A 13262-nucleotide genomic window follows, 5' to 3' on the forward strand; every position below is an offset into this window, starting at 1 on the left:
TGTGGTCAAAACAAGAATCACAGGATTCCACCATCCTGTGATTCTTTGCATTTAATTCCCCTGCGACGTCTCGGCGTAAATTGTGGTGACCGCCTGCTGATTGGCGCTCAGCGTTTCATCCAGCGTTTTCTTCCCTTCCAGCAAATCCGAAATATTCCGCCCGACCGCATCACCCATCTGATCAAAGCCCGGAATACTCACGTACTGCACGCCCTGATACGGCACCGGATATAATGTCGGCTGTTCCGGCGTCGCGGTTTCCACCGCCTGTTTTACGCCGTCTGCGTAAGGCGCGAGTTTCTGGTATTTCACCTGCGCGTAAGAAGAATAGCGGCTGCCCGGCGGGATAGCGCCCCAGCCCACGGTTTTCGCGACGTCCTGAATATATGCCTGCGATGTGGCCCAGGTGATGAATTGCTGCGCTTCGTCTTTATGGCTGGCGCGTTGCGGAACAGCCAGCGCCCACGCCCAAAGCCAGTGCGAACCGTTACTCGAAAGCGCCGTCGGCGCGGGCGCGAAACCGGCGCTGTCGGCGACAGGCGAAATCTGCGGATTAATTACCATTCCGGCGGCGACGGTGCTGTCGATCCACATCGCGCATTTGCCCTGCGCAAACAGTTTCAGGTTCTGACCAAAGCTGTTGGATGTCCCATCCGGCGGGCCGTAATCATGCATCATCTGTACGTAATCAGTGAGCACTGCACGCCACTCGTCGCTGTCGAGGCGCGGATGCCAGTTTTCATCAAACCATTCCGCGCCATAGGCGTTGGCCATCGTGGTGATAAACGCCACGTTGTCGCCCCACCCCGCCAGGCCGCGCAGGCACAGGCCGTAAACGCCTTGTGATTTATCGGTCAGCTGCGCCGCGAAAGCTTTCACTTCATCCCAGCTCGGATTTTTCGGCATGGTCAGATTTTTTTTCGCGAACAGATCTTTGCGGTAATACGTCATGCTGCTTTCGCCGTAAAACGGCAACGCGTACAGCGTGCCCTGCCAGGAAAGCGCGCTGCGGATGGGCTTGAGCAGATCATCGACATTGTAATCAGCGGGCAAATTGTTGAGCGGTTGCAGCCAGCCTTTTTTGCCCCACAACGGCGCTTCATACGTGCCGACCGTGATCACATCGAAATTCGCCTGCCCGCTGTTCATGTCGCTGAGCACCTGTTTGCGCAGCTCACCGTCGTCCATGACGTGCCATTCGAGTCTGATGTCCGGATGTGATTTCTCAAACTCACCGGACATCTGCTGCATGATCGTCATGTCACCGTTGGCGATGGTGGCAATTTTGACCACGGTTTGCGCCTGCGCGCTGGCGCAAAAGGCCAGCGGCAGCAAAATACTGAAGACTCGTCGCTGAAAAAGACCTGGCATGAGACCTGACATATTCGTGCTCCTTTTCGGCTCAGGCATTCGCCAGGCGCGGTTGACGGGGCGTAGTTTCCGGCGAATTCAGCGCAGGCAGCGGTTCCAGCACGCCTTCCACGGCACCCGGCGCAAACTGTGCTGACGGACGCAGATGGAAGAACGACATTTTCTCAACCAGCCGCGCTGCGTGTTCGTTCACGGTATGGCTGGCCGCGCTGGCCTCTTCCACCAGCGCCGCATTTTGCTGCGTCGCGCTGTCCATCTGTACGATGGCGACGTTAACCTGATCGATACCGCTGGACTGCTGACGGCTGGCGACGGCGATGTCAGCCACGTATTCCACCATTTTCGCCATGCCGCCGTTGATTTCCTGAAGCGTTTCGCCGGAGCGAAGCACAAGTTTGCTGCCCGCATCGACTTTGCTGACGCTGGTCTGGATCAGGGTTTTGATTTCCTGCGCCGCCGTGGCAGAACGTTGTGCCAGCTGACGCACTTCTGAGGCGACCACCGCAAAACCGCGTCCCTGTTCGCCTGCCCGCGCGGCTTCCACCGCCGCATTCAGCGCCAGCAGATTGGTCTGGAAGGCAATTTCGTCGATCACCCGGTTAATATCGGCAATTTTATTACTGGATTCTTCGATGTCACGCATTGCGGTCACCGCATCGTCCAGAATTCCGCTGCTTTGCTGCGCCTGTTTGCGGACGGTCTGCGCCAGTACGCTGGCCTGCGCGGCATTATCGGCGTTGAATTTCACCGTGGCGGTCATTTGTTCCATGCTCGCCGCTGTCTGTTCGAGCGAGCTGGCCTGCGCGTGCGTGCGCGAGGACAAATCATTGTTGCCGTCGGCCATTTGCCCGGCTGCGCTGCTCAGCGCCAGCGCGCTTTCCCCGACTTCGCGCACAATGCCGCTCAGACGGGCGTCCATTTTCGCCAGCGCCTGCATCAGTTCGCCCATTTCATCTTTCGGGATTGCGCCCAGACGGTGATTCAGGCCGCCTTCGGAAATGGATTCAGCCAGACGACGTGCGCGACGCACTGCGCCGGTAATCGAACGCACCAGCAACCAGCCCGCAATTCCGGCGACCAGTAAACCGACGGCCAGGATCGCCGCCATGCTGTTGCGCATCGTGGCGTACGCCGCTGAGCTGGTGGCGTAATTGTTTTCGGCATGGTTTCGCATCAGGTTATCCAGCCCGTCGATATCCTGCTGCAATGCCTGACTGCCACTTTTCAGACGCGTTTCGATAATGACCAGCGCACCGGACGGATTGCCTCCGGCGACCAGTTTTGCAGCATGGCTGATGGCGGCCTGATAACTGTTCAGGTCATCGAGAAAAGTGGTGCGGAGTTTTTCGCTGCCGGGCACGGCAAACGTGGCTTCATACGCCTTGCGCTCGGTGGCAATTTGCCTGCCGTAAGCATCAATCTGCGCGACACGCTGATCGACTTCTGCCGGATCGGTCCAGTAGCGCAGCGATTCAAACAGCGTCGCCGATTGCATCTGTGCCAGACGGTATAATTTTGCAGAATGCTGTAACGGTAATAACTCGGTGCGGTAGGTCGAAATCGCACGCTGATCGGCGGCGCGTAACCCTAAAATGGCCCAGACGGCGGCGACAGTCAGCAAGACGCACAACAATCCCACGATGCCAATCAACCGGCTTTTGATGGTAAATCCCATATCAATTCCTCTGATAACAGCGGTAATCCAACAGGAAGGCGTCAGCACCAGATGGCAAATGGGTGATCGCCCTTTGCACGGTTTATCGGCAGGCCTTGAAGAATGTTTAGTCAGTTATTTCAGTCGCCTGTGCCTGCGTCGCAATGACGACTTTGGCGATTTTAGATGGCAGTGGTTTACGTTTAATCAGGGATTTATGCTGCCGGTCAGACGCAAACATATTTTGTTACTTTACGATGGCAAAAGATTTTGGGACGGATAAAACACAAATGATTACTATTCACATTCTCATTGCGTGCTCTTCTTAAAATTTGCGATTCGGGCTGATGACTGCGGTCAGATGATCCTGTTTAAAGACAATGAAAAGAAGCGGCGGCGCTTTCTATTAATGTGGTTTTTACGGGATACATTATGTCTTTCAGTGGCAGGGATTACGGCGCGGAAACGTCTGCGCCGGAGAACAAAAGTAAGCTTTCAACCTCATTGTCGGCACTGGCGATCCTGGTCATGACGGCTTCCTCCGCGGCTCACGCCGCAGCCGCCACCGGCACAGCGACAGCCGCCGCGCCCGCCGCCGATGAGAATATGATTGTGGAAGGCACGACGGGCGGAACCTCCGATGAGTCACAGGATTACAACGTCAAAACCACGCGCGCGGGCACGAAAATGTTGCTGACGCCGCGAGACGTGCCGCAGTCCGTCAGCGTGATCACTAAACAGCGCATGCAGGATCAGAACCTGCAATCGGTCGGCGACGTGATGGATAACACCACCGGCATCTCGACGGAAGTGATCGACAGCGAACGCGTTTCCTATTTCTCACGCGGCTTTTACATCAATAATTACACCTACGACGGCATTCCTTCTTCCGTCAGCGATACCTGGAACTTTGGCGATGCCGCCGAAGACACCGCCATTTATGACCGCATCGAAGTGGTCCGCGGCGCAACCGGGCTGATGACCGGTGCCGGTAACCCGGCAGCGTCCGTCAATATGGTGCGCAAACAGGCGGACAGCAAAGAGTTCACCGGCAATATCAGCGCCAGCTACGGCAGCTGGAATAAGCAGCGTTATGTGCTCGACGTTTCCGGCCCGCTCAACGAAGAAGGCTCGGTGCGCGGCCGCGTCGTGGCCGGTTATCAGGATCAGGACAGCTGGCTCGACCGTTACCATAAAACCAAGAAATTCATTTATGGCGTGGTCGATGCCACGTGACCGATAACACCACGGTGTCGCTCGGCTACGATTATCAGGAAAACAATACCGGCAATCCGACGTGGGGCGGGCTGCCGACCTGGTACAGCAACGGGGCACGCACGCATTTCGACCGCAGCACCAACACTTCCGCGGACTGGACGCACTACAACACACAATCGCGCAAAGTGTTCGCCAATGTGAAACATGATTTCGATAACGGCTGGACATTCCGCGTCAACGGTACGCACGGCGAACAGAAATTCGACGACAAGCTGCTGTATATCGAAGACTTCCCGGACGCGACGACGGGCGAAGGGATTTCCGGGTTCGGCAGTAAAGACCGCGGAACGCGCAAACTGGACTCGGTGGATACCTACGCCAGCGGACCTTTCCAGCTCTTTGGCCGCCAGCATGAAATGGTCGCGGGCGTCAGTTACAGCCGCCAGCACAACTCGACCTACAGCGCCAACGGCCCGATCGACAGCGACACCATGGGCAGTTTCAACAACTGGAACGGCGATGTTGCGGAACCGGAATGGGACGACTGGTATCTGAACGCCGACGACGTGGTGCGCCAGAAAGCGGGCTACCTGGCGACCCGGTTCTCGCTGGCCGACCCGCTCTCACTGATTATCGGCGCGCGTTATACGCAGTGGAGCACCGTTGGCAGCAGCGGCAACATGAGTAAAAATAACCTCACGCCTTATGGCGGGCTGGTTTACGACATTGACGATACGTGGTCGGCTTACGCCAGTTATACCTCCATCTTCCAGCCGCAAACCTACCGCACCCGCGACGGCCATTATCTGGCACCGGCCACCGGGAAAAACTACGAAACCGGCCTGAAATCCAGCTGGATGAACGACCGCCTGACCGCCACTTTCGCCGTTTTCCGCATCGAACAGGATAATGTCGCAGAAGCTGACGGCGACAACTTCGTCAATGACACCAGTGAACAGGCCTACTACGCCGCGCAGGGCACGGTCAGCAAAGGGGCAGAATTCGAGATTAACGGCGCAGTGACCGACAACCTGCAAATGACTTTCGGCGCCACACGCTACGTTGCGCGCGATAACACCGGCGGGCGTCTCAACAGCAATATGCCGCAGACGCAGCTCAAACTGTTCAGCCGCTATCAGTTGCCGTGGATGCCGGATCTCACCGTCGGCGGAGGCGTGAACTGGCAAAACCGTACCTTCCAGGATGCCACCGGGCCAGACGGCAACACAGTGCGCGTGTATCAGGGCAGCGTTCCACTGGTTAATTTGTTCACCCGTTATCAGGTTACCCGTCAGCTCGCGGTGCAGGCGAATATCGATAACCTCTTTGACCGCAGCTATTACTCATGGCTGAGCGATTACGCCGTTTACGGCCAGCCTCGCAGTTATTCCGTCAGCCTTTCTTACGCGTTCTGATTTGACCCGATGAACGTTTTGCCGCAGGCGTTGTGCCTGCGGCTTTCTGTTCTCCAGAAAGCATTCATGAACTGAATTATTGAGTCAGGTCGTCTGCGGAAAAAACTTGAACAGGTCTAATAGATGCACCTTAATTTTCAGGTTACGTCTATGACCGGTAAACGCATCGCCCGTGAAAAACTCACTCTCCGCAAAATGATCCACAAATACCGGCCAAAGAAATAATGAGATTTCAGTACTAAGACTGCTTTCACCTTTCGAACGCCATCGCGTAATTAACCCCCTTTTGATGCGGTAATTGCGCGATTGGCTTTCGGAACATTCCGATAACATCCCTGAAATAAACCAACAAAAACGACGCCTGAACGTCTGATTATCTCAGGGAATAACCATGACTCGCCTTCATCGCGCAACAGGCGGCTGTGCCCGTTTTGTCTGCACTTTTCTTCTGTTGTCTTTAGTTTCGGTATCATCGGCCTTCGCACAATCCGCAGGCTGTACCGCACTGAATAACGCAACGTTTTCCTCCGCGACATTCGCTGCACAGGCTTATCAGGCCAGCCAGTTTGACGCCGGTGATACGTTGACCCTGACGTTTACCGACTCCGGTGCTGGCGTGAACAGTGACAACACGAATACCGACAGTTTCGGCCTGACGAACTACGGGATGAGCACGTTCACAACCTATTACCCCACAGCAGGCTCCGGCGGTACGGCGGGAACACATACTTATACCGTCACGGGCTCGCAACTGGTGAGTGCCGGACTCCGGTTTCGCATGACGACCAGCCACGGCTACCTCAGCCCGCTCACGGTTTCCTGTACCTCTGCGGCCAGCGTATCAACAGACGCCAGCCTTTCGGCGCTTTCGGCCTCTCAGGGTTCACTGTCTCCGGCGTTTTCCTCCGGCACCTCGTCTTACAACGTGGTTGTGGCCAACAGCGTCACCCGCATTTCTCTGACGCCGACCACCAGCAATAACACGGCAACCGTCACCGTGAACGGCGTTTCCGTCACATCGGGCAGCGCATCCGGTGCGGTTGCGTTAAGCGAAGGTAATAACACATTAAGCGTGGTCGTTACGGCGGGAGACGGGACAACCACTTCCGCCTATACCGTAGTGGTGCAACGCAGCGGGCTGCCACCGGTCGCAGGTTCGAACAGCGCCAGCGTGGCATTTAACAGCAGCAATAACGCCATCACCCTGCCCCTTTCCGGCGGAACAGCCACATCGGTGGCGGTAACGTCTCCGCCCGCACACGGCTCCGTTGTCATCACGGGAACCTCCGCCACTTACACACCTGCAAGCAACTATTCTGGCGCGGACAGTTTCAGTTATACCGCCAGCAATTCGTGGGGAACGTCCACTCCGGCGACCATCAGCCTGACGATTTCTGCGCCCACGATAACCCTTTCCCCCGCGACGCTCGCAGCAGCGATTTCCGGCACCGCTTACGCCCAGACATTCACGGCAAGCGGCGGTTCGGGCAATTACAGTTTCTCGATATCAGGCACATTACCGCCGGGTTTAACGTTCACACCGGCTGGCGAACTTTCGGGAATACCGGCAGCGGCGGGAAGTTATCATTTTGCGATTATTGCGCAGGATACGGCGAACGCCGCGTCGGGGACGCAAAACTACACAATAACGGTTTCCGGGCAGGCGCCGGTTGCCAATGCGGTCAGCACGACCGTCACCGGGAACAGCAGCAATAATGCCATTGTGCCCTCACTTTCCGGCGGAGCGGCGGCGTCGGTCACCGTTGCCACCGCCCCCCTTCATGGCACGGCGGTCGCTTCCGGCACATCCCTGAGTTATACGCCCGTTGCCGGATATTCAGGCACGGATACCTTCACCTATACCGCCAGCAATAACTGGGGAACCTCTGCGCCAGCCACCGTCAGCATCCATGTGACCAATGTGACGCTGAGCTTCACACCGGCCAGCAGCACATTGTCTTCTGCCACGGCGGGCACGCCGTGGTCACAGACCATCACGGCCAGCAGCGGCACTTCGCCTTACACCTACAGCGCGTCCGGCCTGCCCGCCGGCCTGACAATCAGCGCCAGCACCGGCGAAATTTCCGGAACGCCGACGGTATCTGGTCGCTATACCATTCAGGTCAGCGCTGCGGATAACTCCGGGATCACCGGCACGGTCAGTTATCAGCTTATCGTTGCCGGTCAGGCACCGGTCGTCAGCGCGGTGTCATCAACCGTGGTCGCCAATACCCGTGAGAATCTGATTGAACCGGTGTTATCCGGCGGCGCAGTAACGTCGCTTGCCATTGTGCAACAACCCGCACACGGCACTGCGGGGATCCAAAGCCTGAAAATCCGCTATACGCCTGTCGCGGGATATTCCGGCAGCGACAGTTTCATCTACAGCGCGTCTAACAATTTTGGCGCGGCACAGGCGACGGTCACACTTAACGTTACCGCCACGACGCTGGCATTTACGCCCGCCAGCGGGGCGTTGCCGGAGGGTCGTGCAGGCACAAGTTACCGTCAGACGTTCAGCGTTTCCGGCGGCACAGCGCCTTATCAGTACCGCATTTCTGGGGTTTTACCGGCCGGATTAGCGCTGGCTGGCGATACCCTGAGCGGGACGCCAGCCGCCGCAGGCAACAGCAATTTCACGCTGACGGCAACGGATGCCAGCGGCGTAACCGGTCAGGTCACGTATACACTCAATATCATCACTGCGGAGCCGGTGGGTGCGAGCCATGCCGCTTCCGTACTGGCCGGTAAATCAGTGCGCGTTAACCTGACCGAAAGCGCCACAGGCGGCCCGTTCACCGGCGCGCGCCTGGTTGATTTACCCCCAAAAACATTAGGTAACGCCACGCTCGGACAGAGTGAAAACAGCGTTTATCTGGATTTTGATGCTGCAAGTCAGGCTTCCGGCACAGTGGCTCTGCGTTATGTGCTGCTGACGCAAGATTCACAATCTGCGCCTGCGACAGTGACATTCACCATCGCAGGACGCCCTGATCCGTCAAAAGATCCAGATGTTCTCGGTCTGGTCAGTGCCCAGATTCAGTCGGCGCAGAATTTTGCGCGCGCTCAGATCCGTAACTTCAGCGATCGTCTGGAAACCCTGCACAATCCGGCCAGTGTTCACAGCGGGATGAACGGTATCCGCTTCAACATGCCGTCGTCTAAAAAAGAACGCGGACTTGACGATACGCTGTGGAATTCTGCCTGGGAAAATAACCGTCAGACCCCCGAATTGCCCCGGCTGACAGATAAAACCTCCGCACAGCATCCGCTCAACCGCAATAATTCACGCATCAATTACTGGACCGGTGGCTTTGTCGACTTTGGTCATTCCGGCAAAGACGGCGTGAGTTTCAGCCATACGCTGGTGGGGATCAGCACCGGCGCAGACTATCAGTTCACCCCTGCATTTACCGCAGGTATGGGGATGGGTTTTGGCCGGGACGTCAGCGACATTGGGGACAGCGGCTCCCGCAGCAACGGGCGCTCCGTCAGTTCAGCGTTTTATGGCAGTTATCATCCGGACAACTACTTTATCGATGGCCTGCTCGGCTATAGCCGTCTGGACTATGACAGCCGCCGCTACGTAACAGAAATGGATCACTACGCACGCGGCGACCGTGGTGGTTATCAGGTATTTGGCGCAGTCACCACAGGTTACGATTACCGCCTGCCAGACCTGCTTATTTCCCCTTACGGACGTCTGCAATTATCGCGCACCCGTCTGAACAGCTACACCGAATCGAACGCCGACGCCTATGATTTAGCCTTTGCCTCACAAGTGCTGAATGACGTCACCGGCGCCGTTGGGATCCGGACGCAGTACGCGTTGCCGCTGACCTGGTCGATGTTGCGCTGGCAAAGTCGTGTCGAATACACGCACGCCTTCAGCGATCAGGGACGCGCCCGTCTCGGGTATGCGGACAGCGGCAATGACAGCTGGAGCGCAGATGTTTTCGGCGACAGTCAGGAAAATATCGTGCTGGGCATGGGGCTGGATTTCCTGCTGCCACACAACATTACGCCGGGCATCGCGTATCAGGGAACGCTGGGGCTGGATGATGCGCGCAGCCGTTCGCAGATGATCATGGTAAGGGTGAATATCGGATTCTGAGGCGTTTAAGAAAAGAGTTACAGGGCGCGAAAGCGCCCTTTTTTATGCGGGATTTGGTGCGTGGTTTAGGCCGGGAACTAGCGACTTGCATCGACATCCGGGTTTTCAAGCAGGGCGAGATAACGCTGCGTTACTGCAGGAAGATTCTCTTCCAGCCATTTCGCCATTTGCTCTTCCTGAACTTTGATCGTCCTAAACGTCTGTGCGCCTTGCAGGTCACCCACGGCTTCGGCGGCAACAATCAGGGCGCTGTAACAGGCAATCTCGAAATGCTCGAACACATAGCCGCTGATCCCGCCCTTCACCACTTCATCGCTGACAAACATTCCGCTCAACGACTGTCCCATCGCCGTGGCTTTCGCGGCAACATCTTTAATCACCGAATGGGAAGTATCGAGGCGATCCAGCACATCCTGAACCAGTTTCTGCTGGCCCTGTGTTTCCACAATGTGCTCCTGGATGCGGCGCTGTAAAAGCGGGTAATGTTCAAGCCGGTCCGCCATTTTAGTCAGCATGGTTTCTGCTTGTTTTTCCATTGCATGCGCGTCACGCACCCAGTCAATATAATTTTCCTGCGCTTTAGATTTGCTCATTGTTATTCCTTTCATTATAGGGGACGTTACGTAATAGTTCGTGCGCAATTAACTCTTTGCAGTTTTGGTCACGGGTTGTGAACCCGCAATAACCGTTAATTTTTTATCGGTGTCTTTTTCTTCCTGCAATGTTTCTTCAAGTAATTTCGCAGCCTGAGAATATCCCAGTTTTTTCGCCAACGCGGCTAAGGTTCCGTAAGTCGCAATTTCATAATGCTCAACTTTTTGGGCAGCACCGATAAGCCCGGCGTCCAGTACTTCGCCTTTTTCAACAGAATCAATCAGCTCCTGCGCTTCTTCTACCAGCCCTTCCATCGCATGACATTTCATACGTTTAAGGCGAATTTCATCAGAAGACTCAACGACCTGATCTAATCTTTCGATCTGTCCCTGCGTTTCTTCAAGGTGTGTTTTGAAAGCATCGACCAGTTTAGGGTCAGTGGCGGCACGAGCCATTTTAGGCAGCGCCTTGGTTATCTGACGTTCAGCACTATAAACATCAGATAAATCATGAATAAATAATTCTTTTAAGGTTGTAATAGACATTGTAGTTCCTTTTTACGGAGGCGAATTTATTAACTCATTAAGCGTAGCCCCTTTGAGCCCCGTAAATTTTGTTTGAGACTTATCTCATCAGAAATATAAAATAAAAATCGTTTTTTATTCATCCCTAAATACGCTAACTCCCTGCCTGCTATGACGATAATATTATTTACCGACAACAGAAAAAAATAACATTGCTTTTATATTAAAAAGCAAACTTCCATTTATGACGTCATGAATTCAGGAAGTGCGTTCGTTTTGTTTGTTCACCGTCAAACGCATTTTCTGCTATGGGAAGTACAGAATATAACTCACTGCAACGCTTGAAATTTCTCTGGAAAGCAAACCTCAATTTCGCATTAAGCCTGTTGGTTTACTTCTTTGTATTACGCTATAGTGCGCCCGCTGCGGCAAAATCCGCAGCCGGGTTTCGCAGCCTGAATACTAAACCAGTAACACATATGTGATAATTATGTGTTGGGCTTCCTTGTACCTGTCAAACACCGATTTCGTGTTTGCACATTCAATGGTGGCTCAGGCAGGGCAACCCTCGGGTTGGCCGGGTTTCTGGTTTGTACCGGTACTGCGAACCTTGTCTGAGCTACCACCATTAAGAGTTTCGCAGCTCTGGCGGTGGTTAAATTAACAAACCAGAGAGTAAGACAATGAAACTATCGCATAGCCCCACTTTTCTGCCCTTCTGCACCGCGGTTCCTGCGCAAGCCAACACAGGAGCAAACCGTTATGACTAATCAGGACTGGCATCAGGCCGATATCATTGCCGCGTTACGCAAGAAAGGCACCACGCTTGCCGCCGTTTCCCGCGCTGCCGGTCTGAGTTCCTCGACGCTTTCAAATGCGCTTTCCAGACCGTGGCCCAAAGGTGAAATGCTGATTGGTCAGGCGCTGGGTATTCCCCCTTCCGTCATCTGGCCGGGTCGCTATTACCATCCTGTCACCCATGAGCTGATGCAGCGACCACCGCGCGCGGCGAACCGGATTTAAAAACAGGATTGAGGAAATAAGATTAAGGGTGCTAAATGCGCCCTTTTATTTGTTCATGTCAAAAACACTGAACCTGTAACCCACTGTAAATATCCTCTTTAAATACTGCGTTAATTGTGGCGGAAGTTTGCTTAACAATGAATTAGCAATTAAAGCTAAAGGTCGCAACATGAAAAGGTGTTTATTGGCATTGTGCCGGATAAATATCTCAAGTGCGCAATCGCCTCTGATTATTACGGCACATTCTGAATACCCGAATCATCCGGGTATAGAGACTGTATTAGTGAGGAGTAAATCCATGAAAGGCTTAGTAAATGATGTTTTATCCATATTCTATCCAAAAGCTGTTAAGCCTGTTTTGGTGCGCGCCGGATTATCGCATCGTGAAATAGCCTCCCTGCAAGCCGTCGGCGTGACCACGGTTTCCTGGGCTACGTCCATGGAAGAACTCAACAGCGCGTTTGTTAAAAAAGCGTTAGACGCCGGTGCCGTCGGCTACCACATCACCAATGTGGAATCGCACAAACCGGGCAAGGAAGATCAGCACGTTATGGCCGCAACGGCGACCTTCTACCATATCAACCACAAAGTGGCTTATGGCTAATGGATTACAACAGCAGTGTTGAAATGAAAATGCCGCACACCGGGAAGGTTTGCGGCATTTTTTAATTCTCAGAATGGCTATTTGCCATCAACTGAAGGGAACACTCTGCGCCATCAACGCCCATCATTCTCTTTTTCTTAATGTAAAGAACGGGTAAGATTAGCCCGAATAACAACAAATAAGGAAAGGGATAGGAAATGGGATCGATGGTTTTTTGTAGAGGATGCGGAAAGGAGATCCACGAGTCTGCCAAAGCATGTCCTCACTGCGGAGCCACTCAAGGCATTAATACGCAGGGGACTAAAAGCAGAATTGCGGCAGCTTTATTAGCATTCTTTTTAGGGGGTTTCGGCGTCCACAAGTTTTACTTAGGCAAAATCGGGCAAGGTTTCTTATACCTCATTTTCTGCTGGACGTTTATTCCGTCAATAATCGCATTCATTGAGTTCATTATTTACTTATGCGATTCAGATGAGAATTTTGCCAAGAAATACGGCTGAACTGACTCATCCGTCACGATAAAAGCCACTGTTTAAGTGGCTTTTTTTATGTTCTGCGCCAGTCAGCTTATGAAATTCATCGTGAGACGTTGTTTTGTGTCTAACACAAGCCCCCCGGATTATGCTCAGCTTTCATTCGGTAGACGTGTTAACCGGAAAATTAAAATTTAAATACAATGGGCAAGCAGGTGCCGCTGAAATCTGAAGTGCTTTTGCGGCGGGACAACAAATTGATTTCCAGACGG

General features: G+C 54.1%; 8 protein-coding genes and 1 pseudogene. 5 read left to right on the top strand and 4 right to left on the bottom strand.

Annotated elements, in window-relative coordinates; all coding sequences use genetic code 11:
- Positions 1-51: 51 nt before the first annotated feature.
- Both J8X26_RS22095 and J8X26_RS22100 read right to left on the bottom strand, forming a co-directional pair.
- Entirely contained in the window at positions 52-1383 is a 1332-nt protein-coding gene (locus J8X26_RS22095; RefSeq protein WP_244370789.1) for a sugar ABC transporter substrate-binding protein, read from the bottom strand.
- A 19-nt stretch (positions 1384-1402) separates the two neighbouring features.
- Positions 1403-3046: a methyl-accepting chemotaxis protein gene (locus J8X26_RS22100; RefSeq protein ID WP_208951973.1), complete on the bottom strand. Its 1644-nt coding sequence runs from the start codon at positions 3044-3046 to the stop codon at positions 1403-1405.
- Between the two features lie 411 nt (positions 3047-3457).
- On the opposite strand from J8X26_RS22100, the pseudogene fhuE reads away from it, so the two are divergent.
- Positions 3458-5658 (top strand): annotated as a pseudogene (fhuE, locus tag J8X26_RS22105) (ferric-rhodotorulic acid/ferric-coprogen receptor FhuE).
- A 391-nt stretch (positions 5659-6049) separates the two neighbouring features.
- Positions 6050-9772, top strand: coding sequence for an autotransporter domain-containing protein (locus J8X26_RS22110; RefSeq protein ID WP_208951974.1), 3723 nt, complete (start codon positions 6050-6052; stop codon positions 9770-9772).
- A 77-nt stretch (positions 9773-9849) separates the two neighbouring features.
- On the opposite strand, the gene J8X26_RS22115 is transcribed toward J8X26_RS22110, so the two are convergent.
- Positions 9850-10365, bottom strand: a complete 516-nt coding sequence (locus J8X26_RS22115) for a ferritin-like domain-containing protein (RefSeq protein ID WP_152326692.1) — start codon at positions 10363-10365, stop codon at positions 9850-9852.
- Positions 10366-10413: 48 nt separating this feature from the next.
- Complete coding sequence (locus J8X26_RS22120) at positions 10414-10911, bottom strand: ferritin-like domain-containing protein (protein ID WP_152326693.1); 498 nt, start codon at positions 10909-10911, stop codon at positions 10414-10416.
- A 741-nt stretch (positions 10912-11652) separates the two neighbouring features.
- Between J8X26_RS22120 and J8X26_RS22130 the strand changes: the two genes are divergently transcribed.
- The 3 genes from J8X26_RS22130 to J8X26_RS22140 all read left to right on the top strand — a co-directional run bounded on the left by J8X26_RS22130 (position 11653) and on the right by J8X26_RS22140 (position 13017).
- The gene (locus J8X26_RS22130; protein WP_152326694.1) at positions 11653-11913 is read left to right on the top strand and encodes a helix-turn-helix transcriptional regulator; all 261 of its coding nucleotides are present in this window, start codon (positions 11653-11655) and stop codon (positions 11911-11913) included.
- Between the two features lie 298 nt (positions 11914-12211).
- Entirely contained in the window at positions 12212-12517 is a 306-nt protein-coding gene (locus J8X26_RS22135) for a DUF1471 domain-containing protein (protein WP_101078070.1), read from the top strand.
- Positions 12518-12714: 197 nt separating this feature from the next.
- On the top strand, positions 12715-13017 hold the full coding sequence (locus tag J8X26_RS22140) for a TM2 domain-containing protein (protein WP_152326695.1): 303 nt from the start codon (positions 12715-12717) through the stop codon (positions 13015-13017).
- Positions 13018-13262: the final 245 nt, after the last annotated feature.

It is taken from the genome of Rahnella sp. ChDrAdgB13 (assembly GCF_017655185.1).
Classification (GTDB): domain Bacteria; phylum Pseudomonadota; class Gammaproteobacteria; order Enterobacterales; family Enterobacteriaceae; genus Rahnella; species Rahnella contaminans.

Coding starts and splice junctions, on each gene's coding strand:
- J8X26_RS22115 (WP_152326692.1), bottom strand. CDS start 10,365: ATGAGCAAATCTAAAGCGCAGGAAAATTATATTGACTGGGTGCGTGAC.
- J8X26_RS22130 (WP_152326694.1), top strand. CDS start 11,653: ATGACTAATCAGGACTGGCATCAGGCCGATATCATTGCCGCGTTACGC.
- J8X26_RS22110 (WP_208951974.1), top strand. CDS start 6,050: ATGACTCGCCTTCATCGCGCAACAGGCGGCTGTGCCCGTTTTGTCTGC.
- J8X26_RS22100 (WP_208951973.1), bottom strand. CDS start 3,046: ATGGGATTTACCATCAAAAGCCGGTTGATTGGCATCGTGGGATTGTTG.
- J8X26_RS22135 (WP_101078070.1), top strand. CDS start 12,212: ATGAAAGGCTTAGTAAATGATGTTTTATCCATATTCTATCCAAAAGCT.
- J8X26_RS22120 (WP_152326693.1), bottom strand. CDS start 10,911: ATGTCTATTACAACCTTAAAAGAATTATTTATTCATGATTTATCTGAT.
- J8X26_RS22140 (WP_152326695.1), top strand. CDS start 12,715: ATGGGATCGATGGTTTTTTGTAGAGGATGCGGAAAGGAGATCCACGAG.
- J8X26_RS22095 (WP_244370789.1), bottom strand. CDS start 1,383: ATGTCAGGTCTCATGCCAGGTCTTTTTCAGCGACGAGTCTTCAGTATT.